This is a genomic window from Pedococcus sp. 2YAF34 (assembly GCF_052114585.1).
Lineage (GTDB): Bacteria > Actinomycetota > Actinomycetes > Actinomycetales > Dermatophilaceae > Pedococcus.
In genome coordinates, this window is sequence record NZ_JBFRFA010000048.1 from 1 (window position 1) to 22,580 (window position 22,580).

A 22,580-nucleotide genomic window follows, 5' to 3' on the forward strand; every position below is an offset into this window, starting at 1 on the left:
GCCCACGGATCTTCGTGGGCAGAGCGCCTTTTCGTGGGTCAGGCGAATCGCTGGACCAGAACAATGCGAGGGTGGCGGAGGCATAGGGTCTGGGCATGGCACGGGTGCTGGTCACCGGCATGTCCGGCGCGGGGAAGAGCACGCTGCTCGAGGCCCTCAGCGCGCGCGGGCACCTCACCGTCGACACCGACTACGACGGCTGGGAGCTGCCCGGAGCCGTGTGGGACGAGCCGCGGATGAGCACACTGCTCGCGGCCCACCCGACGCTGGTGGTCTCGGGGACCGCGCAGAACCAGGGCCGCTTCTACGACCGATTCGAGCACGTCGTCTACCTCCACGCGCCACTGGAGGTGCTGCTGGCGCGCGTGACCTCGCGGCGCGACAACCCCTACGGGCGGGAGCCTTCGCAGCAGGCGGACATCGCGCGGTACGTGCAGGAGGTCGAACCGCTCATCCGCCGCGGCGCGACGTGCGAGCTCGACGGCCGGCTCCCTGTTGCGGAGCTCGCCGACGCCGTGGAGGCGCTGCTCCAGCCAGGGGGCCGATGACCGCCGCCATACCCGCGGTGCCGAACTGTTTCAGAGCCCGAGCATGGTGGCGTTGCGGACGGCGTCGATCCCCGCGTGCGCCAGGGCGGACGCGGCCAGGTTGCCGGTCCGACGCCAGGCGAACGACAGCCACACACCCAGCGCGATGTGGACGACGACCAGCTCGGCCACCAGGACCGGCAGGGCGAAGCCCGAGGACACCGGAAGGTGCCACAGGCCCCAGAGGGCGGACACGAGGACCGCAGACTGCCAGCCCCGTCCTTCGCCGTCGTGGTGGACGTGCGCGTCGATGGCCCCGCGGAACGCGACCTCCTCCATGAGAAAGGTCGCCGGGAGGTACAGGGCGGTGTACTTGACGACGGCGGCCAGGGCCGCGAACGCGGGCAGTGGTGTCCCCGTCGCCAGGTGCAGGACGCCGTACACGGTCGCCATGGCGCCGGCGCCCAGGGCGATGGGGCGCGCCGCGTCACGAAGCGTGGTGGCGAGCGTCTGCGCGCGCAGGGCGAAGCCGGCAGCGACAGCACCGCCCACGGCGGCGAGGTACCACCCGGCGGTCACCCAGTCGCCGCTCGACATCGCCGTGGTCGCGTAGACGGCGGGAGTGAGGGCCAGGACGGTCGCGATGACGATGCCCTGGCGGGTCAGCGCGAACCGGGCGGTGACGGCGGCGAACAGCTCACGCACGGGTCGACGCCGCACGAGCAGCTGGAAGGCAGCGGTCAACGGGATGCCGAGCAGCAGGTAGCCGTTGCTGGGCAGGTGCAGCAGGAACCCCGCCGACATCCACACGGCCACGAAACCGATGGCTTCCGCGACGCGCCGGGGGCGCGAGGAGCCGCGTGACGCCGTGAGCGAGGGGGGACGCGTGGTCTGGGCGGTGGGGTCGATGGTGGTCATGTGGGTCACTCCTCGAACGGGGCCAGACGGATGGCGGCACTGAACGCCCCGTAGCGGCGCAGCAGGCGAGCCCGGCCCTCGGGCACTCGCGCCGCCTCGTCAGCCCAGGCGCGGGTGAAGTACCCCTTGAACCCCTCCCTGGGGTGTTCGGCGACCGCGCGCTCGAGGACGCTGTCCGGCAGCTCCCACGAGCGGATGCCGACGACGTCGACGCCGGCGCCGGCCGCGAGCAGGTAGGCGACCGGTCCGGCATCGAGGGTGACTCGCGGACTGTGGTGCATGGTGATGGCCGTCTGCAGGGTCTCCGTGGCGGCCGTGGAGAGCCCGACCTGCTCGGCGACGTCCCACGCCACCCGGGAGGACGCCAGGGTGAAGTCGTCGCGACCAGCAGTCAGGGCCAGCCCGGTGTCGTGCAGCAGGGCGGCCGCGTACAGCAGCTCGGTGTCGACGTCGACACCGTCCAGCTCACCCAGCGCGCGCCCGAACGCGTAGGCACGCTGGCTGTGGCCGAGCAGGACCGGGGGAAGGATGCGGGCGGCCGCCTGCCCGGCGGCGCGGGTCAGGGGTGAGTCCGGCGCCTGCAGGCGGCCGGGTGGGACGTACGCGTTCCGGCCCGGGTGCAGGTGCACGGCCAGCCGCAGCCGGCCGACGGCGTTGGACGCGTGCACGCGGGCCAGGTCAGCGACCATCTGTCGCTGCTCACGGGCTTCGAGCCGACCGCCGGTGCGGCGGCTCCAGTCGATGGTTCCGACGGTCGTTGCGGAGCTCATGCGGTCCTCCGGGTGGGTCCGGTGCCCACGCCCGTACGGCGCGGGTCAGGACCTCGACTGTGCCGCCGGGTGGGGGCGGTTCGCCCCGGTCATGTGGCCGGGTCCGGCCACACCACGAACGAGGCGGGCGATCCCGGCCAAGTGACCGGGGCGAGCGACCAGTGCCCACCGCGACCGTGGTGCGTGTGGCCGACCGCCCGGGACGGCCAGGAAGGAAGAGCGCCATGAGCACCACACCAGCCACCGCCGGCCCAGCCACCGCCGGCTCACGCACGACCACGGCGGCCGACACCGCGAGGGGCCCGTTCGGGCGCATCACGGTCTCGTCGATGGCCGCCGGCACCCTTGCCGCCGCAGTCACCACGTTCGCAGTGCTGCCGTCCGCGTCGGAGGCCCGCGTCGTCGGCGCCGCCCTCCTGGCGTTCGCGGCCGGGTGGGCCGTGCTCGCCCGGCTCACCACCCGGTACACGAACCGCCCCCAGAGGTGGGCACACGTCCCGGCGGCGGCGCTCGCCGCCAGCGGCATCCTCCTGACCCTCGCCGACCCGGGTGAGCCGGCCATGAGCCGGCTGCCCTGGGTCTGGGCACCTGCCCTCGTCGCCCTCGGTGTCTGGAGCGGATGGCGCACCCGCCGCGACCTGCCGCGCCGGCGCGCCCGGCTCCTCGTCTACCCGGTCGCCGCCGTCATGGTCGCCGCCGGCGTCGGTGGGCTCCTCCAGGCCGCGAGCGGCGACCCGAGGACCGCCGCCGGTCCGGCGCCCGGCCGGCTCGTCGACGTCGGCGGGTACCGGCTCCACCTGCACTGCACCGGCACCGGCGCCCCCACGGTCGTCCTGCTCAACGGCCTCGGTGAGACCTCCCCGCAGTGGGCGCGGATCCGGCCGCAGGTGGCCACCACCACTCGGGTGTGCGCCTACGACCGCGCCGGGCAGGGCTGGAGCGACGACTCCCCCAACCCTGCCGACGCCACCACCGCGGCCACCGACCTCCACAAGCTCCTCGCCGCCGCGGGCGAGACGGGCCCGTTCGTCCTCGCCGGCCACTCCTCCGGCGGCGTGCACGCCCTGACCTACACGCACCTGTACCCCTCGCAGGTCGCCGGTGTCGTCCTCCTCGACAGCGCCAGCCCGCGCCAGGTCGAGGTCGTCACCTCGTTCGACGGCGAGTACCAGGTCATGCGACGCGCCCTCGCCGCCGGGCCCACCCTGTTCCGGTTCGGCGTCGGCCGGGTCCTGAAGGCCATCGGGACCCCTGGCCTGCCGGGGAACGCAGGACGACAGACGGCAGCCTTCGCCGACAGCCCTCGCGGTCTTGCCGGCATGCGGGCCGAGCAGGCAGGCCTGCCCACCACGTTCGCCCAGGCGCAGGCCCTGACCACCCTCGGGAACCGGCCGCTGGTCGTCCTCACCGCCAAGGCCAACGTCGACGCCAAGCCAGGGTGGGCCACCGCCCAGGACCAGATGGCCGCCCTGTCCACCAACACCCGGCACACCGTCGCCGACATGGACCACGTCGGGTTCCTGCACGACCCCGTCGGTGCGGCGCAGTCCGTGACCGCCATCGAGGACGTCGTCACCGCCGCCCGCACCCACACGGCAGTGCCCACCCGCTGACCACCAGGCACCGCACGCCACGCGCGGCACCACCGGTCGCCGCGACGGTCGGGCCACCGCGGCCGCCGCCAGGTCGATCCCGGCCATTGCGCCGGGGCGAGCAGCCGCCCGCTCCACGACCGTGGAACACGCAGACCACCAGGACCATCGAAGGAGCCGACCGTGACCACCACCCTCACCTCGACCACCGACACCGGCACCCGCACCGGCACCGGCACCGGCACGGTGGACACCGCCGCTCGCCGCGGGGCCGCCCTGGCCCTCCTGGTGTCGGCTCAGTTCGTCGTCATGCTCGACACGTCCATCGTCAACGTGGCCCTGCCGTCCATCCAGGCCGACCTCGGCCTGCGCCCCACCGCCATCACCTGGGTCGTCAACGCGTACGTCCTGGCGTTCGGTGGCCTGCTGCTGCTGTCCGGACGGGCCGCCGACCTGCTCGGCCGGCGCCGCATGTTCGTCGGCGGCTCCGTCCTCTTCGCCGTCGGCACCCTCCTCGCCGCATCCGCGGACACCGCCGCCCAGCTCGTCGGCGGCCGGGTCGTCCAGGGCATCGGCGCCGCCGCCCTCAGTCCCGCCGCCATGTCGCTGCTCCTGCTGACGTTCCCCGGCCCGGCGCGGGCACGTGCCATGAGCATCTGGGGTGCCGCCTCCGCGCTCGGTGGGGCAGCCGGTGTCATGACCGGCGGCCTGCTCGTCGGGACCTTCGGGTGGTCCTCGGTCTTCCTCGTCACCGTCCCCGTCTCTGCGGCCGCCGTCGTCCTGGCCGGTCGTGTCCTGCCCGAAGGCATGGGCGGCACCCGCCGCCGGTTCGACTGGCCCGGAGCCGCCGCCATCACCGGCGCGGTCGTCGCCCTGGTCCACGGCGCCCTCGGCATCGCCGACCGGGGTTGGACCTCCCCCACCGTCGTCGCCGCCCTGGTCGCGTCGGCTGCGCTGCTGGCCGTGTTCGTCACCGTCGAACGTCGCGCCGCCGCGCCCCTGCTCCCCCTCGAGCTGTTCCGCTCCCGCACCCTCGGCACCGGCGTCGGCCTCGCCGTGCTCGGCGGCGCCGCCCGCGCCTCCACGTTCGTCCTCGTGGCCCTGTACCTCCAGCAGGCCCTCGCCATGGCGCCCCGGGAGGCCGGGCTGGCCATGGTCCCGACCTCCCTGACGGGGTTCGCGTTCTCCCTCACCCTCCTGCCGCGCATCGTGCGGGTCATCGGACCGCAGCGGAGCCTGGTCACCGGGCTCGTGGTCCTCGCGGCCGGGCACCTCTGGCTCGCCAACGCCCCCACCGCGAGCGGTTACGCCACCGCTGTCCTGCCCGGTCTGCTCCTCGTCGCCGTCGGAGTCGCCCTCAGCTTCACGCCCACGACCATGGTCATCGCCGGCGCGGTCCCCGACACGCACACCGGCCTCGCCTCCGGCCTGGCCGGGTCAGCCACCCAGGTCGGCGCGGCCCTCGGCACCGCCGCGTTCACCGCCATCGGCATCTCCGCCAGCGGCCACCTCGGCGACACCCTCGGCGCCTCCGGGTTCTCCGCCGCGTTCACCGCAGCAGCCGCGGTCGCCCTGGCCACCGCAGCCCTCGGAACCTCGATCGCCCGCACCCGGCACTGAAGCCGGCGCAGCACCCACCACCCTCACCGCCCCTACCCACCAGCGAGAGACAGGACCACCATGAACACCACGACCACCCTCGGACAGGGAGCCACCATGAAGGCAGTCATCCAGGACAGGTACGGCACCTCCGAGGTCCTCCACGTCGGCGACGTCCCCGTCCCCGAACCCGGCGACCGGGAGGTCCTCGTCAAGGTGCACGCCGCCGGTCTCGACCGCGGCACCGAGCACCTCATGACCGGCAAGCCGTACGCCATGCGGCTGGGGACCGGGATCCGACGCCCCAAGAAGAGGATCTCCGGGCGGGACGTGGCCGGCACCGTCGTGAAGGTCGGCTCGGCCGTCACCCGCTTCGCCCCCGGGGACGAGGTGTACGGCGTGGCCCCCGGTTCGTTCGCCGAGTACGCGGTCGGCCCCGAGGACAAGCTCGCCCACAAGCCGGCCAACCTCAGCTTCGCCCAGGCCGCTGTCGTGCCCATCTCCGCCGGCACCGCGCTGCAGGCGCTCCGCGACGTGGGCAAGGTCCGGACCGGGCAGAAGGTGCTCGTCATCGGCGCCTCGGGAGGCGTCGGCAGCTACGCGGTCCAGCTCGCCAAGGTCCTCGGCGCCCACGTCACGGGGGTGGCCAGCGCGGCCAAGGCCGACTTCGTCAGGAGCCTCGGGGCCGACGAGGTCCTCGACTACGCCCACGACGACTTCGCCGACGGCACCCGTCGCTACGACCTCGTCCTCGACATCGGCGGCGGCGCTTCGCTGAAGAGGCTGCGCCGGGCACTGAGACCTCGCGGCACCGTGGTCTTCGTCGGCAGCGAGGACACCGGCAACATCCTCGGCATGGGGCGCCAGCTGCGCGGCGTGGTGCTGTCCTTGGTCGTCCGCGAGCGCCTTGCCCTCCTCATGGCCAAGGAGCGCGCCAGCGACCTCGAAGAGCTCACCGCTCTCCTCGAGGCGGGACGGGTCGTCCCCGCCCTCGCCGACAGCTACCGGCTCGACCAGGCCAAGGACGCCATGAGGCTGCTCGAGGAGGGGAAGGTCCGCGGCAAGGTGGTCATCGTCCCTGTGGCCACCGCGGCTGACGACGTCCCGGCCGGCCGGCGGTGAGCGGCTCGCCGCCTGCCCTGAGCGGCTCGCCGGTCGGGCCGTCGGCGCGGCTACGCGGGCGCCCCTTTCCCGGGCACGGCGATGAGGACCTTTCCGCGCGGATGCTCGCGCTCCACGTACCCCACGGCGTCGTGGGACCGGTCCAGGTCGTACACGCGGTCGACGACGGGTGACAGCCGTCCGGCCTCCACCAGGGACCGCAGCTCTTGCAGGCGCTGGGTGTTCGGCTTCGCCACCGGGACGAGGATGCGTGGACCAGGAGTGCGCGCCACCAGTTGAGCCCTGACGAGCAGGCCGAGCGCGCCGACAACGCGGCCGCTGCCGGGCGTGCCACCCCCTGACAGGACCAGGGTTCCCGACGGGCGCACCAGCCTTCGCAGCGCCCTCAACGAACGGTTGCCGACCAGGTCGAGCACCACGTCGTAACGGTCTTCGGTCGCGCAGAAGTCGTCGACGCGGTAGTCCACGACCTGGTCGGCGCCGAGGCGGCGTGCCTGGTCATGGTTCCGGCGGCTGCACACTGCCGTGACGTGACAGCCCCGTGACCGGGCGATCTGGATGGCCAGCGTCCCCACCCCACCGGAGGCCCCGTTGATGAGGACCTTCGCACCCGGGTCGGCACCGACGGGTTCGAGGCACGCGAGGGCCGTCGTGCCGGCCAACGGGAGCGCCGCTGCCTCCTGGGACGCCAACCGGGTTGGAACCTCGGCGATCCGGTCCGCAGCGACGACGACGTACTCGGCCCATGTGGCGTCCGCCTCCCCGAAGACCTCGTCGCCGGGACGCCAGACGCCCACGTTGCCACCGACCGCCTCGACCGTCCCCACGAAGTCGGTGCCCCGTGTGCGGACTCTCGGGCCCTTGCGCCCGAACACGTTCCTGTCGAGCAGGCGGGCGAGTTCGGAGGCGGAGAGGACGAGGACCTCCGGGGGCCCGTACCCGTTCTGGACCACGGCCCGCATGGTGGCCGGAGCGTGGCCCGACCGGCGCCCGGAACGTGTTGCGGGAGTAGTGCGCCCGTCCGCCTCCTGATCCAGGGCGCCATGGTGGAGCGGGTGCTCACCCTTCGTGCTGCGGGATGCTCTGGTGCCCTTCACGTTCCCTCCTCCACACGAGTCCTGTTGTCGATGGGGACAAGGACGAAGGTAGGAAGCGAGAGCCGTGCCTGTCGTCACCACATGTGGTGAATCGTCGATGCGAGCCTCCGCCCGGTGCGGGGCGGTGCACCAAGGGAGCTTCGTGCCGACTGCCCGGTCAGTACGGCTGGCCCGCCGACGTGCGCGCGCGTGCATGGATGCGCTCCCCTTGCGGACCGAAGAGGCTCAGCACCTCAGCCGGCCGTGTGCCGTCGCTGCCGAACCAGTGCGGGACGTGGGTGTCGAACTCGGCCACCTCCCCCGGCTCGAGGACGAGGTCCCGGTCACCGAGGACGAGGCGCATGCGACCGGACAGGACGTAGAGCCACTCGAACCCTTCGTGGGTTCGCGGCTGTGGGGTGCTGTTGCTGGTCGGCACGATGATCTTCCACGCCTGCACGCCACCCGGTTGGCGGGTCAGCGGTATCACCGTGCGCCCACTTCGCCTGCTCGCCTTGAGGCGCACCCGCGGGTCACCGACCTCGGGCGCGCCCACCAGGTCGTCAAGGGGCACGCGATACGCCTGCGCCAACGGAAGCAGGAGCTCCAGGCTGGCCCTGCGCTGACCGGTCTCCAACCGCGACAGGGTGCTCTTGGAGATGCCGGTCGACTCGGCCAGTGCCGTCAACGTCACACCACGCTGGGCCCGCAGCTGCTTGAGCCGGGGGCCGACCTGTTCGAGGGCCTTCGCGATGGCTGCCGACGAGTCCTCCATCTGCACATCGTGGCCATCCGTTGCGGTGCTGGCAACGGCCGTTGCCAACCCCGCAGGGGAGAAAGCGGACACCCTTCCCGGAAACGGCAACGAAGCTGGCGCGGCTCGATGCGGCAGCTCCACAGTGATCCGCATGAACAGCTATGACGTCCTGGTTGTCGGTGGCGGGGCCGCCGGTCTGTCCGCCGCCCTCGTCCTCGGCCGCGCCCGCCGCGACGTCGTCGTCGTCGACGCCGGCAACCCGCGCAACGCCCCCGCCGCGCACATGCAGGGGTTCCTGTCCCGCGACGGCATGCCGCCGGCCGACCTCCTCGCGACCGGCCGACGCGAGGTGACCGGTTATGGCGCCACCATCGTGGACGGCACCGTGCGCGAGCTGGTCCGCTGCAACGGGTCGGGCTTCCAGGCGCTGCTGGACGACGGTCAGCGCCTCAGGGCACGACGCGTCCTCGTCACCACCGGGCTGCACGACGAACTGCCCGACGTCCCCGGACTCACCGACCGCTGGGCCAAGGACGTCCTGCACTGCCCCTACTGCCACGGGTGGGAGGTCCGTGACCAGCCACTGGGTGTCCTGTGGCACGGGCCCGACACCGTCCGGTACGCCCACATCGTGCGGCAGTGGACCCACGACCTCGTCCTCTTCGCCCCCGACGGCGTCCTCACCGCGCAGGACCGGGCACAGCTCGTCGCGCGCGCGATCGGCGTGGTGGAGGGCGACATCGAACGCCTCGTCATCGAGGACGACGCACTGCACGGTGTCGCCCTGGCCGGCGGGCGTGTCATCCCGCGTCGCGCGCTGTTCGTCCCGCCGCGGTTCGTCCCGCACTGCGACCTCCTGGCCGGCGTGGGCTGCGAGCTCGACGACCACGGCTGGGTGACGACCGGCGCCAACGGCGCCACCACCGTCCCCGGCCTGTGGGTCGCCGGCAACGTCGCCAACCCCCGCGCCCAGGTCATCACCGCCGCCGGCGAAGGGTCCGCCGCCGCCATCGCCATCAACAACGACCTCGTCGACGCAGACATCCGCACCGCCGTCGACCTCTTCAACCGGGGCTTCGTTCCCTGACCCGGGGCTTCGTTCCCTGACCCGGACCCGCGCCACCACGGCACGCGTCGCACCCACCTCACCCACGACCCCACCCACCACCCCAGGAGATCCACCATGCCCAACCCCAGCACGCCCGCGCCCACCACGACCGCCGCGCCGCCGCGCACGGCGCCCCCCACGAAGCACCAATTGGCCCTCATGATCTGGCTCTGCGTGTTCCCCACGCTGACCGTCATCAACCTCACCCTCGGCGGGTGGCTGCGCCCGATGAACCCCGTGTTGCGCACCTTCGTCCTGGCCACGATCGCCGTGCCCATCGTCATCTACGGGCTCATGCCGCAGCTGCACAAGGCCCGCGCCCGACTGGTCCTGCGAGGCGAGCACCGCTAGCGCGTCCGAGGCCCTTGGGCGCCGGTCCTGGGTGTTCTACGCTGCAGGCAGCCGGCTGGGTGTCGCGAACGGAGCAGGCATGTCACGTCCCCTGCTCACCACCAAGCTGTTCATCCCGCGCCCCAGGGCCGGCACCCTCGTCCGCACCCGGGTCAGCGACCTGCTCGACCAGGGGGCCGCGACCAGGCTGACCCTCGTCTCCGCCCAGGCAGGGTTCGGCAAGACGACGGCCATCGCCAGCTGGATCCACCAACGGACCGGTCCCGGCGTCGTCGCCTGGGTCTCCCTCGACCCGGGCGACGCCCACCCGTCGACGTTCTGGACCTACGCCGTCACGGCACTGTCCACCGCCGACCCCGACCTCGGCGCCGGCGTCCTGCCGTTGCTCGACGGCCCGGGAACGACCGCACAGCCTGCGCTCACCGAGCTCCTGAACCGGCTCGCGGAGCTGGACCACGACGTCGTCCTCGTCCTGGACGACTACCACCTGGTCGACAGCCCCGCCATCGCCGACGGGGTCGCGTTCCTCGTCAGCCACCTGCCGCCCCGAGCACACCTCGTCCTCAGCACCCGCACCGACCCGAGCCTGCCGCTGAGCCGTCTGCGCTCCCAGGGGGAGCTCGTCGAGGTCCGCGCCGCCGACCTGCGGTTCACCGACGCGGAGACCTCGAGCTACCTGCACGGCGCCGGGGTGGACCTCGACCCCTCCGAGGCCGCCATCGTCGAGAACCGGACCGAGGGTTGGGCGGCCGCCATCCAGCTGGCCGTCCTGTCCCTGCAGGGCCGAGCAGACACCAGCACCTTCCTCGCCGACTTCGCCGGCGACGACCGGTTCATCGTCGACTACCTCGTCGAGGAGGTCCTCGGCCGCCAACCGCCGCACGTTCGCGAGTTCCTGCTCCGCACGTCCGTCCTCGAGCGCCTCACCGGTCCGCTCTGCGACGCCGTGACCGGCCACACCGGCGGTGACGACACCCTCCAACAGCTCGAACGGCAGAACCTGTTCGTCATCCCGCTCGACGCACGACGCCGGTGGTACCGCTACCACCACCTGTTCGCGGACGTCCTGCGCGCCCACGCCGCCTCGGACCAGTCGGGTGCTCCGCTGGCAGAGCTGCACGCGCGAGCCAGTTCCTGGTACCACCTCGAGGGACAGCCCGTCCCGGCGGTCAGGCACGCCCTGGCAGCCGGAGACCACGCACGCGCAGCCGCGCTCATGGAGGCGGCCATCCCCGACCTCCTGCGACATCGCGAAGAAGGCACCATCGTCGGCTGGGTCGACGCCCTGCCCGAGCACGTCGTCACCTCACGGCCTGCTCTCGCCATGGGCTTCATCGCCGGGCTCATGTCCAACACCGAGACCAGCTCGGTCCCGCGACGTCTCGACGACCTCGAGGACGTCATCGCCGGGCTGGTCCACACCTCGGCCTCCGAGCCCGACGTGGTGGTGGAGGACCCCACGGAGCTGGGCCGGCTGCCCGGAAAGATCCACCTCTACCGGGCGGCCCATGCCCTGGTCACCGAGGACCTCGAGGGCACCCATCGACACGTCGCCCTCGCCACGAGCCTCGCAGACCCCGACGACCACCCCACCCGCGCGGGAGCCTGGGGCCTGTCCGGGCTCGCCCACTGGCGCACCGGCGACATCGAGGCCACCCACCTCTGCTACTCCAGGTGCGTCGACGAGCTGCTCGAGGCAGGTCACCTCTCGGACGTGCTGGGCTGCACCACGACGCTCGCCGACGTCCGCATCACCCAGGGCCGCCTCAGCGACGCCGAACGCACCCTCCAGGAGGCCCTGGCCCTGACCACGAAGACCTCAGGGGTGCCCCGAGGCACAGCAGACATGCACACCGGCCTGGCGGGCGTCGCCCTCGAGCGCGGTCAGCTCGACGAGGCCGAGACCCACCTGCGCCGAGCCCAGCAGCTGGGCGAAGGCGCCGGCCTGCCGCAACACGCCTCGCAGGTCCGGGTCACCATGGCCCGCACACGCGCGGCTCGAGGTGACGTGGACGAGGCACTTTCCCTGCTGGACGAGGCCGAACGGCTCTACGTGCCCGACTTCAAACCGGACTTCCGTCCCGTGCACGCCACCCGTGCACGACTGCTCATCGCACAAGGGCGCCTCGCCGACGCCCGCATGTGGTCGGCCATCCACCAGGTGCAGCCGGACGACGAGCCGACCTACCTGCGCGAGTACGAGCACATCACCTTGGCCACGCTCCTGCTGGCCGAGAACCGCGCGAGGGGGCGAGCGGGTCTCGAGGAGGTGCGTTCACTCCTGTCGCGGCTGCGCACCGCGGCTGAGGCGGCCGGTCGTCACGGGAGCCTCCTCGAGATCGCGGTGCTCCAGGCCTGCGCCGCCCGCGCCGCCGGTGACCACGACGAAGCCGCGGACCACCTGCGGTCCGCCGTCAGGGTGGGCAGTCCGGAAGGTCTCGTCCGCCCGTTCACCGACCACGCCGTCGACGTGCCCCATCTCGTCGGCCTGCTCAGCGAGCAGGAGCAGCGGACGCCATGGGTGAGCACGCTGCTCGCGGCCTGCGTGCCCGCAGGAGCCCCACCCGCACGGGCCGAGGGCCGCCGACCACGCCAGCCCCTCGTCGACCCACTCAGCGAACGCGAGCTGGAGGTCCTGCGCCTGCTGGCCAGCGACCTCAGCGGGCCCGAGCTGGCACGCCACCTCGTCGTGTCCCTCAACACGGTCCGGACCCACACGCGGAACGTGTACACCAAGCTCGGCGTGAGCGGCCGGCGCGCCGCCGTCAGCCGCGCCCGGGAGCTGGACCTGCTCAACCGCAACGAGATCTGACGCCGAGCTGACCGCGAACTGACCGCGACTGACCGTGACGACCGGTGCATGGTCGCCGAAGGCCGCGGACCCTCAGCGCAGCGCCTTCACCGGGAGAACGGCGAACGCTCCCGCAGCAGCACACGCCGCTGCTGCTGCGAACAGGACGCTGTAGCTGCCCGCCCCCAGGGAGAGGATGCCCGGCGCCAACGCGGGCGCGATCGTGAACGGGAGCGCGCCGGCGTAGTTGAAGACGCCGAGGTCCTTGGCGGCGTGGTCCGGGTCGGGCAGGACCTCGGTGACCAGCGCGAGGTCGACGGCGAAGTACAGCCCGAACCCCACCCCGCTGACGGCGACCGCCACCATGTACATGGCGAACGTGGTGGCGAGGCTGAGCAGGACCATCGCGACGGCGTACACGAGCGCGGCAGCGCACACGAACACCTTCCGCCGCCCGACCCAGTCGGAGATGCGCCCGCCGACCAGCGACGCCAGGACGACCGCGGACGACTGCGCAAGCGTCCCGAGGAACACCAGGCCGGGGATGTCCGCCTCGGCGCGGTGCAGGCGGTCCAGCAGGAAGTACACCTGGTAGGTCGTGAGGAACGCGTACGCCATGACGAGCAGGAACCGGCTGAGGAACGCCCAGGCGAAGTCCGGGTGGCGGCGCGGGTTGACGATGAACGTGTCCACGACGTCCCGCAGCGTCCATGCCGGCCTGACCTCGGCCGCGAGCCGTCGGTCGTCCAGGTTCGCGGCGAACACCAGGATGAGCACGCCGCCGACTGCGCACGGCAGCAGGAACATGGCCAGCTCGTGTCCGGAGAAGAGCTTCACGACGAAGGTCGCGCCGATGGAGGCGACGGGCAGGCACACGCCGAGGACACCCGAGACCATGCCGCGCTGCGACGTGGGGACCTGGTCGGGCAGGACGGCCACATGGACCGCCAGGACAGCGTTGAAGAACAGCTGGGCGACGCACCACCCGAGCACCACCGTGGCGACGCTCGTCGCGGTCGCGACGACCACGATGCCGGCCGTCCCCACCACCAGGCCGCCGACCATCCACGGGCGGCGCATGCCCCACCGCGACGCCGTCCGGTCGCTCAGGCGGCCGAACAACGGGTTGCCGACCAGCGACACCGCGGACCCGGCGCCGGCGACCAGCGCAAGGCTGGCTGGAGCGGCATCCTTGCCCACCAGGTCGTTCACCTTCAGGGCCAGGGTCACCGCGAGCGGTGCGATGAACAGCAGGCACGTGCCCAGGTAGGACAGCGTGTACAGGACCACGAAGCCCCAGCCGACGTGGTCCCTCGGAACGGACCCGGGAGCCGTTGCGGTGGTCGAGTCCTGCATGTGCGGCCTCCCCGGGCGAAGGCGGCCAGCCGGGGCGGGACCGCCGTTCCACGGTAGGCAGCGGCCGCGCCCGGCACCAGACCCATCAGGGTCCCCTCCATGTTCACCAGAAGCGGTGATGGCTGCTCACCACATGCGCTCCTAGCTTGCGGCGTACCGAACCGAACCACCGCCGCCAGCGCCCACCAGGCGCCAGTCCCCAGGGAGAGCCATGACGCACCAGCCAGCCCCCACCGGGCGCGACCGAGCCTGGTACGAGATACGCCTCCAGGGACAGCTCGGCACCCACTGGGCCACCCGCTTCGACGGCATGACCCTGACCGCCCTCGAGGACGGCACCACCGTCCTGCACGGCCCCGTCGCCGACCAGGCGGCCCTGCACGGGCTCCTCCGTCAGCTCGGCGACATCGGCATCACCCTGCTCTCCCTGCACCAGCAGGACCCCCACCCCGGCACGACAACCCCTCCCACCACCGAACCAGGAGAATGACATGGCCACCACCCAGCAGGCCCTCACCGTCGACCACCAGCCGGTCGCGGACCCGAGGCGCCGCTCCGCCACCATCGTCGGCTGGATGTTCGTCCTCACCTACGTGACCTCGATCTCGGCCAAGGTCTGGTTCTACCCGCCGCTGTTCGACGGGAACTACGTCACCGGGCCCGGACAGGACTCCCGCGTCCTCTGGGGCGCGTTCGCTGAGGCGATCCTCATCATCGCCAACATCGGCAGCGCCACCGCCCTGTACACGGTCGTCAAGAGCCGGTACCCCAACCTCGGCCTCAGCTTCATCGCCGCCCGCATCATGGAGAGCGTCTTCATCGGTGTAGGCATCCTTGCCGTCCTCACGGTCGTCACCCTGCGTCAGGACTATGCGGCTGCGAACGAGCAGGCCACCGCCGGCCTGGCCACCGTCGGGGACGCGTTCCTCGCCATGCAGCACTGGACCTTCAACCTCGGCCCGCAGTTCGTCGTCGGTGTCGGCAACGGCTGCATCCTCGGCTGGATGATGTTCCGGACCGGCCTGGTGCCGCGCCGGCTCGCCGTCCTCGGCCTCATCGGCGGGCCTCTCATCGTCGCCTCTGGCTCCGCAGCCCTCCTGCACCTCATCGAGCCCGGTGGAGCGGTCCAGAGCCTCTCGGCTGCGCCGGAGTTCTTCTGGGAGCTCGGTTTCGGCATCTACCTCATCGTCAAGGGCTTCAAGTCCAACGCCCTGACCACCACCCCACCCCAATCGTAGGCAGCACCCTGCCGCCCTTGCCTCCGAGAGGACCCGCTCATGCTCACCGTGGAACGACTCACCAAACGCTACGGCTCCGCCGTCGCCGTCGACGACATCACCTTCACCGCCCGCCCAGGACGGGTCACCGGGTTCCTCGGTCCCAACGGCGCAGGCAAGTCCACGACCATGCGGATGATGGTCGGCCTGACCAAGCCGACAGCCGGCACCGCCACCGTCCTCGGGCGCCGGTTCACCGACCTGCCCAACCCGGGCAGGGAGGTCGGCGTCCTGCTCGACGCGTCCGCCCAGCACGCCGGACGCACCGGGCGCGAGGTCCTCACCCTCGCCGCCCAGACCATGGGACTGCCGGGGAGCCGGGTCCAGGAGATGCTCGCCCGGGTCAGCCTCACCGACACCGAGGCCCGGAGGCGGGTGCGGGACTACTCCCTGGGCATGCGCCAACGCCTCGGCATCGCCACCGCACTCATCGGCGACCCACAGGTCCTCATCCTCGACGAACCCGCCAACGGGCTCGACCCGGCCGGCATCCGCTGGATGCGCGACCTCCTTCGCGGCCATGCCGACCGCGGCGGCACCGTCCTGCTGTCCTCCCACCTGCTGCACGAGATCGAGGTCATCGCCGACGACCTCGTCGTCATCGGCCACGGCCGCATCGCCGCCCAGGGCACCAAGGCCGACCTGCTCGCCACCACCGGCACCCTCGTGCAGACCCGCAACGGGAAGGCGCTGGCCGAGGCCCTGGCTGCCGTCGGCACCAGCTACACCGACCACGGGGTCCGCAGCGCCGCCGGGATCACCACGCTGCGCGTCGATGCCGACCCCGAACACGTCGGCCAGCACGCCGCGCGTGCCGGGCCTCGCCCTCCTGGACCTGCGCCCCGCCGAGGGCGCCGGCCTGGAGGAGATGTTCCTCGAAATCACCGCCCAGACCCAACGCGAAGGAGACGTGGCATGACCACCACCGTCCAGTCCGAACCGGCCGCGTCGACCACCGCGTCGACCACCACGTCGACCAGCACGCCGACCCCCACACCGACCGCGGCCAGCGCACCGACACGCATCCCGGTGCGCCGACTCGTCGCCGTCGAGCTGCGCAAGTCCTTCGACACCCGCTCCGGGTTCTGGCTGCTCGTCGGCACCGGACTGGCTGCTGTCGCGGCGACCGTCCTCGTCATCGCCTTCGCCCCGGCCGACCAGCTCAGCTACGGCACGTTCACCCTGGCCATCGGCAAGCCCATGAGCATCCTGCTGCCGCTCATCGCGCTCCTGTCCGTCACCGCGGAGTGGACCCAGCGCAGCGGGCTGACCACGTTCACCCTCGTCCCGCACCGCGGCCGCGTCATCGTCGCCAAGGGCATCGCCATGCTCCTGGTCGGCGTCGTCGCCATGGTGCTCGCGTTCCCGCTCGGCGCCATCGGCAACCTCGCCGGCACCACCATCCACGGCGTGGACCCCGTCTGGGACCAGACCGCCGCCGACCTCGCCTACTACTCCCTCGCGAACACGCTCCTGGTGGCCGTCGGCTTCATGCTCGGTGTCCTCGTCCGCGCGTCCGCCGGCGCCATCGTCGCCTACTTCGTCTACGCCTTCGTCGCGCCGACCCTGCTCACGTTCCTGGCCATGGGCCAGGACTGGTTCCGCAAGGCGCAACCGTGGGTCGACCCCACCTACAGCCAGGGCGCCTTGTTCCACGGCGGGTTCGGCGCACAGCAGTGGGCCCAGCTCGCCGTGACCTCAGCCGCGTGGCTGGTGGCCCCGCTGGTGGTCGGCCTGGTCACGGTGCTGCGCTCGGAGGTGAAGTAGCGACGCGGGCCACCGCCACGGTTCGCCGCGACCAGGGAAGCCTCCGCACCGGGTGCCGCATCCCGGCTCCTAGACTCAACGAGTGGCCGTGCTCGGGACGAAACTGCGCCTGCCTGTCGCGCGCCCGAACCTGGTCCCGCGCCGTCGGCTCATCGACCGCCTCGCCACCGCGCTGCCCCGGGTCGTGCTGGTCTCCGCACCCGCCGGGTTCGGCAAGACGACGCTGCTCGCCCAGTGGCTGCGCGACTCGGACGACCCGGACCGCCGTGTCGCCTGGGTGTCCCTCGACGAGGCGGACAACGACCCGGCCCGGCTCCTGGAGCACGTGGTGGCCGCCCTGGCATCCGTGCGTGACCTGCCGGACGCCTCGCGCCTCATGGCCGACGACGCTGACCCACCCGCCCTGGCCGTCCTGACCAGCGTCGTCAACGACCTCGACCTCCACACCGGCAGCACGGTCCTGGCCCTGGACGACTACCACGTCGTCGAGTCGCCGGAGGCCCAGGCCGTCACGGCGTTCCTGCTCGAGCACGCGCCACCGCAGCTGACCCTCGCCATCGCCACCCGGGCGGACCCGATGCTGCCACTCCCCCGCCTCCGGGCCCGAGGAGAGCTGCTCGAGCTGCGGGCCGCCGACCTCCGGTTCACCGAGGACGAGACCTCCTCGTTCCTCGACCGGGTCATGGGGCTGGAGCTCCCACCGGCCGACGTCAAGGCGCTCGCCGACCGGACCGAGGGGTGGGTCGCCGGGCTCCAGCTCGCCGGCCTCTCACTGCAAGGGGTGCAGGACAGCACCGGCTTCGTGCAGGACTTCACCGGGACCAACCGCTTCGTCCTCGACTACCTCGTCGACGAGGTGCTCGCGCACCAGCCCGCCGACGTCCGCCGGTTCCTCCTCGACACCTCCGTCCTGCACGAGCTCACGGGCTCCCTCACCGGCGCACTGACCGGCCGCAGCGACGGCGGAGCCGTCCTGGAGGCGCTGGACCGGGGCAACCTGTTCGTCGTCCCGCTCGACGACCAGCGCACCTGGTACCGGTACCACCACCTGTTCGTCGAAGCGCTCCGGGCCCGCCTCCTCTCCGACCACCCCGACCGGGTCCCACTGCTCCACCACGCTGCGAGCGTCTGGTACGCCGCGCGCGACCGCCCGCTGGACGCGGTGCGCCACGCCTTCGCTGCGGCCGAGCCGGCCCACGCGGCGGGCCTCGTCGAGTGGGCGTTGCCGGACCTGCGGCGCGAACGGCGGGACGGCCTGCTGCGCCAGTGGTTGACCGCGCTGCCCGACGACGCAGTCCAGGACCGGGCCCTGCTGGCGACGTACCGCGCGTGGACCCGCCTCGTGGAGGGCGACCTCGACGGCGTCGACGCCTGGTTGGCGGACGCGGGGAGCGCCTACGAGGCACACCCGCCCGTCCCGGCTCCGCAGGCCTCAGCGGCAACGCGCGAGGAGCTGCGCACCCTGCCGGCGACGATCGCCATCTTCCGCGCCTCCGCCGCCCAGGCACGGGGCGACACGGACGCCTCGAAGCGGCACGCCCACCGCGCCCTGGACCTGGCCGGCCCGGACGACCACATGGCCCGGGGTGGCGCGGCCGGGTTCCTCGGGATGGCCGCCTGGGCCGAAGGAGACCTCGGTGAGGCGGTGACGACGTTCACCACGGCGGTGCGCAGCCTCGCGGCGGCCGGGGACGTCGCCGACGAGTTCGGGGGCACCGTCCCGCTGGGCAGCATGTGGGTCGCCCGCGGGCGCCCGGACGAGGCACGACGCCTGTTCGAGCGCGCCCTCGCAGGCGCCCAGGACCACCCCGGTGCCGCACTCGCCACCCTCGGCGACCTCCACGTCGGCCTGGCGGACGTCCTGGTCGAGCAGGGGCACCTCGACCCCGCCGGCGAGCACCTGAGGGCCGCCTCGGCGCTCGGTGACACCGCGTCCCTGCTGGAGAACCGGTACCGGCTGCCCATGACCGCCGCTCGCCTGCACCGCGCGCAGGGAGACCTCGACGCAGCCCTGCGCCTGCTGCAGCACTCCGCTGACCGGTATGTCCCCGGCTTCTTCCCCGACATCCGCCCCCTCGCCGCGCAGCGGGCCCGCCTCCACATCGCTCGAGGACTCCTGGACGACGCCCGCGAGTGGGCCACCACGGCCGGTGTCGACCAGCAGGTCGCGGGCGGCTACCTGGAGGAGTTCAACCAGCTCACGTACGTCCGACTGCTCATCGCCGAGCAGCGCGCCGACCCCGACCCCGGGGCCGCGGCCGACCGTCTCGGCGAGGCCGAGTCGCGCCTCACCGCCATCGCTGCGGGCGCCGGGGCGGGCGGTCGGGGGGCCACCGTGGTCGAGGTCCACCTGCTGCGCTCCCTCCTGCACGATGCTCGCGGCCAGCGCGCAGCCGCACTGGGCGAGCTCGCCACCGCCCTCGGCCTGGGTGTCCCGCACGGGTTCGTCCGGCTGTTCCTCGACGAGGGCGAGCCACTCGAGCAGCTCCTGGCCGCGGCGGAACGGCACCCGGCAGCCGCCGCACACGCCCGCACGCTGAGGCACGCCACGTACCTCCCGGGCGCGGCCACCGCCGACACCGGCGTCGCGGACGCGCTGAGCGAACGAGAGCTCGACGTCCTGCGCCTGCTCGCCACGACCCTCACCGGGCCGGACATCGCCCGTGAGCTCTACGTGTCGGTGAACACGCTCCGTACCCACACCAAGCACATCTTCACCAAGCTCGACGTCAACACCCGCCGCGCCGCGGTCGAACGCGCCCGCGAGCTCGGCCACCTCTGACCAGCCGGGGACCAGAATCCGGGTCGCCGCCCGTCCGCGGATCACCACCCGGGTCACCACCGATGGTGATTCGCCCTCACCCCTGCTGTTCCTACCTTCGGACCAGTCGGCACCACCGCCGACCACCTGACCGAAGGAACCCGCCATGAACGTCTCGACCGCCCGTCTCGGCCAGGGCGCCGGCATCGCCGCCGCCGCCGCTGGAGCCATCTACATCGCCGTCCAGGTGAAGCACCCCGCCATGACCGTCGAGTCGGCCACGACCGCCGACTGGGTCGTCCGCAACACCGCCAAGACCGTCATGTCCGCCCTCGTCCTGGTCGGCCTCACTGGCATGTACCTGCGCCAGCAGGCCAAGGCAGGCATCGTCGCCCTCGTCGGGTACCTCGCCCTCTCCGCCGGCTTCCTGATGATGTTCGCCGCCACCTTCATGGCTGCGTTCGCCCTCCCCACCACCGCCCGCACCGACCCGGCCTGGACCGGCGACGTCATCGCGGCCGCCTTCAAGGGCAGCGCCGGCGGCGACATCGGCGCCCTCACCACCGTCTTCGCCGTCACCGGCGCCTTCTACGTGCTCGGCGGCCTGCTGTTCGGTGTCGCGACCTTCCGTGCCGGCGTCCTCAACCGCTGGGCCGCCGCGCTCCTCGCCGTGGGCAACGTCGCCACCGCCGCCCTCGCCTTCCTCCCCCAGTCCTTCAACCGTCCCCTGGCCGTCCCCACCGGCCTCGCCCTGATCGGCCTCGGCCTGTCCCTGTGGCGCGACCAGCGCGGTGCAGCCGCCCACCCGGCCAGCACCACCCGTACGGCGCCGGCACGGCCTGCGGTGCCGGTGCGATGACGAGCCGGCAGCCGGGGTGGCGCGTCCCGGTCGCACTCGTGGCACTGTCGGCCATACCGCTCCTCGCAGGCACGGCGAGGCTGGTCGAGCTCGCCGGTGGCCCACAGCTGATCCCGGCCGACGCGAGGTTCACCGCCTCCCCGCTGCCCGTCGTCGTCCACATCTGCGGCGCAGCCGTGTACGCCCTCCTCGGCGCCGTCCAGCTCGCGCCCGCCGTCCGCCGGCGACACCCCCGCTGGCACCGCAGCGCAGGACGGGTCGCGGTCGTCGCCGGTGCCGCGGTGGCGGGCTCGGCACTCTGGCTGGCCGTGTTCCTCCCGCCCCAGCCGGGTTCAGGACCGCTGCTGTTCGTGCTCCGGCTGGTGTTCGCCCCCGCCATGGTCACCGGCCTCGCCCTCGGCGTCGCCGCCATCCGGCGGGGTGACGTCGCCGCGCACCGCGCGTGGATGACGCGCAGCTATGCCATCGCCCTCGCGGCAGGGACCCAGGCGTTCACCGAAGGCGTGGGGGGAGCCCTCCTCGGCCACGGCGCCCTGGCCCTCGACGCCTCCCGAGGGGCGGCCTGGGTCATCAACCTCACCATCGCCGAGTGGTCCATCCGGCGCAGCCCCGCCCAGACCAGCCGTCGCACGCCGGCCCCGGCCCTCCTCGGGACCCAGCCATGAGCCCCACCTACGAGGTCCGCGTCGACGGGCACCTCGACGCCCACTGGTCAGCCCGGCTGGCCGGCCTCGTCATCAGGCACCACCCGGACGGCACCACCACCCTGACCGGACCCATCGCCGACCAGTCGCAGCTCCATGGTGTCCTCAACGGCCTCAGGGACCTGGCCGCGCCCCTCCTCTCGGTCGACAGCCCCGGCACTCGCTCCGTCGAGAGCCGCGGCACTCTCTCCGTCGAGAGCCGCGGCGCGGCAGCCACCGCCCCACCCGACCCTCTGGGCCGTGTGGCCTGGCCGCGCGCCACGGACCGCCTCACCATCCGGCGAGCGGTTCGCGCAGATGCCGACGCGACGTTCGCCTTCCGGCGCCGGGAGGAGGTCGGGCGCTGGCTGACCGAGCTGCCGTCGGACCCCGCTCGGTACCGCAGGACCTTCGCGGACCCGCAGCGCCTCGCCACGACCCTCGTCATCGAGCATGGCGGCCGGGTCGTCGGCGACCTCATGCTCCGTGTCGAGGACGCCTGGACGCAGGCGGAGGCCGCACCGCACGGCCGGGGGCTGCAGGCAGAGCTTGCCTGGGTCCTCGACCCTGCCCACAGCGGGCGGGGCTACGCCACCGAGGCAGTGCGAGAGCTGCTGCGCGTGTCTTTCGAGGACCTGCGCCTCCACCGGGTGGTCGCCACCTGCTTCGCCGACAACGAGCCCTCCTGGCGCCTCATGGACAGGGTGGGACTCCGGCGCGAGCTGCATGCCCGGGCCGACGCCCTGCACCGGACCGGCCGGTGGCTGGACACCTACGGGTACGCCCTCACGGCACCCGAGTGGGCGTCCGCGATACGAACCCCATTGCGCTGCAACGAATTCCGCTGATCGGAGGCGGGTGCCGACCACCGGGTACGCATGCGCGGGCCGCTGTGACACTGACCACAGCGCGGTGGGGACGATGGTCCCACCACGCAGGTGCGCGCGGGCTCGATGCTGGGAATGCCCAACCAGGGCAACACCACCGGGGCCGCGAACCCCGAACAGCGGGAGATGAGAACCATGCGACGCAGAACCCTCGACACCCTCCTCACGGCCGCCGGCTTCATCGTGGCCACGGTCCTCCTGGTCGCAGGCGGACTGCTGACCTGGGCCAACAACTTCGTGACGGACAACGTGCACAGCCAGCTCGCCGACCAGAAGATCACGATGCCGTCCGGCAAGGCGATCGAGGACCCGGCGATCAAGCCCTACCTGTCGCAGTACGCCGGCCAGGAGCTGACCACCGGCGCCCAGGCCAAGGCCT

At 72.7% G+C, this 22,580-nt stretch carries 19 protein-coding genes and 2 pseudogenes; 16 read left to right on the top strand and 5 right to left on the bottom strand.

The window, feature by feature from the left end; translation table 11 throughout:
- The first annotated feature begins 95 nt into the window (after nt 1–95).
- Nucleotides 96–548 carry an AAA family ATPase gene (locus AB4Z02_RS17535; protein WP_441972557.1) on the top strand — a complete coding sequence of 151 codons (453 nt, stop codon included), beginning with the start codon at nt 96–98 and terminating at the stop codon, nt 546–548.
- A gap of 30 nt (nt 549–578) precedes the next feature.
- On the opposite strand, the gene AB4Z02_RS17540 is transcribed toward AB4Z02_RS17535, so the two are convergent.
- Complete coding sequence (locus AB4Z02_RS17540; RefSeq protein WP_441972558.1) at nt 579–1,445, bottom strand: CPBP family intramembrane glutamic endopeptidase; 867 nt, start codon at nt 1,443–1,445, stop codon at nt 579–581.
- Nucleotides 1,446–1,450: 5 nt separating this feature from the next.
- Nucleotides 1,451–2,215, bottom strand: coding sequence for an HD domain-containing protein (locus AB4Z02_RS17545; protein ID WP_441972559.1), 765 nt, complete (start codon nt 2,213–2,215; stop codon nt 1,451–1,453).
- Nucleotides 2,216–2,439: 224 nt separating this feature from the next.
- Between AB4Z02_RS17545 and AB4Z02_RS17550 the strand changes: the two genes are divergently transcribed.
- The 3 genes from AB4Z02_RS17550 to AB4Z02_RS17560 all read left to right on the top strand — a co-directional run bounded on the left by AB4Z02_RS17550 (nt 2,440) and on the right by AB4Z02_RS17560 (nt 6,528).
- Nucleotides 2,440–3,828 carry an alpha/beta fold hydrolase gene (locus AB4Z02_RS17550; RefSeq protein ID WP_441972561.1) on the top strand — a complete coding sequence of 463 codons (1,389 nt, stop codon included), beginning with the start codon at nt 2,440–2,442 and terminating at the stop codon, nt 3,826–3,828.
- Between the two features lie 162 nt (nt 3,829–3,990).
- Nucleotides 3,991–5,427, top strand: a complete 1,437-nt coding sequence (locus AB4Z02_RS17555) for an MFS transporter (RefSeq protein ID WP_441972563.1) — start codon at nt 3,991–3,993, stop codon at nt 5,425–5,427.
- 60 nt (nt 5,428–5,487) lie between these two features.
- The gene (locus AB4Z02_RS17560; RefSeq protein WP_441972565.1) at nt 5,488–6,528 is read left to right on the top strand and encodes an NAD(P)-dependent alcohol dehydrogenase; all 1,041 of its coding nucleotides are present in this window, start codon (nt 5,488–5,490) and stop codon (nt 6,526–6,528) included.
- A 50-nt stretch (nt 6,529–6,578) separates the two neighbouring features.
- Here AB4Z02_RS17560 and AB4Z02_RS17565 read toward each other — a convergent pair whose 3' ends face one another.
- Both AB4Z02_RS17565 and AB4Z02_RS17570 read right to left on the bottom strand, forming a co-directional pair.
- Nucleotides 6,579–7,481 (bottom strand): NAD(P)-dependent alcohol dehydrogenase, encoded by a 903-nt coding sequence (locus AB4Z02_RS17565; RefSeq protein ID WP_200949249.1) that lies wholly within the window; start codon nt 7,479–7,481, stop codon nt 6,579–6,581.
- 301 nt (nt 7,482–7,782) lie between these two features.
- On the bottom strand, nt 7,783–8,379 hold the full coding sequence (locus AB4Z02_RS17570; protein ID WP_441972567.1) for a helix-turn-helix domain-containing protein: 597 nt from the start codon (nt 8,377–8,379) through the stop codon (nt 7,783–7,785).
- Nucleotides 8,380–8,512: 133 nt separating this feature from the next.
- Between AB4Z02_RS17570 and AB4Z02_RS17575 the strand changes: the two genes are divergently transcribed.
- The 3 genes from AB4Z02_RS17575 to AB4Z02_RS17585 all read left to right on the top strand — a co-directional run bounded on the left by AB4Z02_RS17575 (nt 8,513) and on the right by AB4Z02_RS17585 (nt 12,632).
- Nucleotides 8,513–9,448, top strand: coding sequence for an NAD(P)/FAD-dependent oxidoreductase (locus AB4Z02_RS17575; RefSeq protein WP_441972568.1), 936 nt, complete (start codon nt 8,513–8,515; stop codon nt 9,446–9,448).
- A gap of 96 nt (nt 9,449–9,544) precedes the next feature.
- Nucleotides 9,545–9,820 (top strand): hypothetical protein, encoded by a 276-nt coding sequence (locus AB4Z02_RS17580; RefSeq protein ID WP_441972570.1) that lies wholly within the window; start codon nt 9,545–9,547, stop codon nt 9,818–9,820.
- A gap of 79 nt (nt 9,821–9,899) precedes the next feature.
- Entirely contained in the window at nt 9,900–12,632 is a 2,733-nt protein-coding gene (locus AB4Z02_RS17585) for a tetratricopeptide repeat protein (protein WP_441972572.1), read from the top strand.
- A gap of 72 nt (nt 12,633–12,704) precedes the next feature.
- Here the strand turns inward: AB4Z02_RS17585 and AB4Z02_RS17590 are convergent, their stop codons facing one another.
- Nucleotides 12,705–13,967: an MFS transporter gene (locus AB4Z02_RS17590; protein WP_441972574.1), complete on the bottom strand. Its 1,263-nt coding sequence runs from the start codon at nt 13,965–13,967 to the stop codon at nt 12,705–12,707.
- Between the two features lie 211 nt (nt 13,968–14,178).
- Between AB4Z02_RS17590 and AB4Z02_RS17595 the strand changes: the two genes are divergently transcribed.
- The 9 genes and pseudogenes from AB4Z02_RS17595 to AB4Z02_RS17635 all read left to right on the top strand — a co-directional run.
- Nucleotides 14,179–14,457, top strand: coding sequence for a hypothetical protein (locus tag AB4Z02_RS17595; RefSeq protein WP_441972575.1), 279 nt, complete (start codon nt 14,179–14,181; stop codon nt 14,455–14,457).
- A gap of 1 nt (nt 14,458) precedes the next feature.
- Nucleotides 14,459–15,205 carry a DUF4386 domain-containing protein gene (locus AB4Z02_RS17600; RefSeq protein ID WP_441972576.1) on the top strand — a complete coding sequence of 249 codons (747 nt, stop codon included), beginning with the start codon at nt 14,459–14,461 and terminating at the stop codon, nt 15,203–15,205.
- 39 nt (nt 15,206–15,244) lie between these two features.
- Nucleotides 15,245–16,163: pseudogene (locus tag AB4Z02_RS17605) on the top strand (ABC transporter ATP-binding protein).
- Nucleotides 16,160–17,011 carry an ABC transporter permease gene (locus tag AB4Z02_RS17610; protein WP_441972578.1) on the top strand — a complete coding sequence of 284 codons (852 nt, stop codon included), beginning with the start codon at nt 16,160–16,162 and terminating at the stop codon, nt 17,009–17,011. The pseudogene AB4Z02_RS17605 and the gene AB4Z02_RS17610 overlap by 4 nt, the downstream one beginning before the upstream one ends.
- 82 nt (nt 17,012–17,093) lie before the next feature.
- Nucleotides 17,094–19,793 carry a LuxR C-terminal-related transcriptional regulator gene (locus tag AB4Z02_RS17615; protein WP_441972579.1) on the top strand — a complete coding sequence of 900 codons (2,700 nt, stop codon included), beginning with the start codon at nt 17,094–17,096 and terminating at the stop codon, nt 19,791–19,793.
- Between the two features lie 145 nt (nt 19,794–19,938).
- Entirely contained in the window at nt 19,939–20,631 is a 693-nt protein-coding gene (locus AB4Z02_RS17620; RefSeq protein WP_056883868.1) for a hypothetical protein, read from the top strand.
- Complete coding sequence (locus AB4Z02_RS17625; RefSeq protein ID WP_441972581.1) at nt 20,628–21,296, top strand: DUF2306 domain-containing protein; 669 nt, start codon at nt 20,628–20,630, stop codon at nt 21,294–21,296. Before AB4Z02_RS17620 ends, AB4Z02_RS17625 begins: the two co-directional genes overlap by 4 nt.
- The gene (locus tag AB4Z02_RS17630; RefSeq protein WP_441972583.1) at nt 21,293–22,162 is read left to right on the top strand and encodes a GNAT family N-acetyltransferase; all 870 of its coding nucleotides are present in this window, start codon (nt 21,293–21,295) and stop codon (nt 22,160–22,162) included. Before AB4Z02_RS17625 ends, AB4Z02_RS17630 begins: the two co-directional genes overlap by 4 nt.
- Nucleotides 22,163–22,336: 174 nt before the next feature.
- Nucleotides 22,337–22,580, top strand: a pseudogene (locus AB4Z02_RS17635) (hypothetical protein); the annotation flags it as partial.

Excerpts from the sequence above, each read along its gene's own strand:
- AB4Z02_RS17570 (WP_441972567.1), bottom strand. The coding sequence starts at position 8,379 with ATGGAGGACTCGTCGGCAGCCATCGCGAAGGCCCTCGAACAGGTCGGC.
- AB4Z02_RS17590 (WP_441972574.1), bottom strand. The coding sequence starts at position 13,967 with ATGCAGGACTCGACCACCGCAACGGCTCCCGGGTCCGTTCCGAGGGAC.
- AB4Z02_RS17580 (WP_441972570.1), top strand. The coding sequence starts at position 9,545 with ATGCCCAACCCCAGCACGCCCGCGCCCACCACGACCGCCGCGCCGCCG.
- AB4Z02_RS17540 (WP_441972558.1), bottom strand. The coding sequence starts at position 1,445 with ATGACCACCATCGACCCCACCGCCCAGACCACGCGTCCCCCCTCGCTC.
- AB4Z02_RS17610 (WP_441972578.1), top strand. The coding sequence starts at position 16,160 with ATGACCACCACCGTCCAGTCCGAACCGGCCGCGTCGACCACCGCGTCG.
- AB4Z02_RS17545 (WP_441972559.1), bottom strand. The coding sequence starts at position 2,215 with ATGAGCTCCGCAACGACCGTCGGAACCATCGACTGGAGCCGCCGCACC.
- AB4Z02_RS17620 (WP_056883868.1), top strand. The coding sequence starts at position 19,939 with ATGAACGTCTCGACCGCCCGTCTCGGCCAGGGCGCCGGCATCGCCGCC.
- AB4Z02_RS17560 (WP_441972565.1), top strand. The coding sequence starts at position 5,488 with ATGAACACCACGACCACCCTCGGACAGGGAGCCACCATGAAGGCAGTC.
- AB4Z02_RS17535 (WP_441972557.1), top strand. The coding sequence starts at position 96 with ATGGCACGGGTGCTGGTCACCGGCATGTCCGGCGCGGGGAAGAGCACG.
- AB4Z02_RS17550 (WP_441972561.1), top strand. The coding sequence starts at position 2,440 with ATGAGCACCACACCAGCCACCGCCGGCCCAGCCACCGCCGGCTCACGC.
- AB4Z02_RS17600 (WP_441972576.1), top strand. The coding sequence starts at position 14,459 with ATGGCCACCACCCAGCAGGCCCTCACCGTCGACCACCAGCCGGTCGCG.
- AB4Z02_RS17595 (WP_441972575.1), top strand. The coding sequence starts at position 14,179 with ATGACGCACCAGCCAGCCCCCACCGGGCGCGACCGAGCCTGGTACGAG.
- AB4Z02_RS17625 (WP_441972581.1), top strand. The coding sequence starts at position 20,628 with ATGACGAGCCGGCAGCCGGGGTGGCGCGTCCCGGTCGCACTCGTGGCA.
- AB4Z02_RS17630 (WP_441972583.1), top strand. The coding sequence starts at position 21,293 with ATGAGCCCCACCTACGAGGTCCGCGTCGACGGGCACCTCGACGCCCAC.
- AB4Z02_RS17585 (WP_441972572.1), top strand. The coding sequence starts at position 9,900 with ATGTCACGTCCCCTGCTCACCACCAAGCTGTTCATCCCGCGCCCCAGG.
- AB4Z02_RS17575 (WP_441972568.1), top strand. The coding sequence starts at position 8,513 with ATGAACAGCTATGACGTCCTGGTTGTCGGTGGCGGGGCCGCCGGTCTG.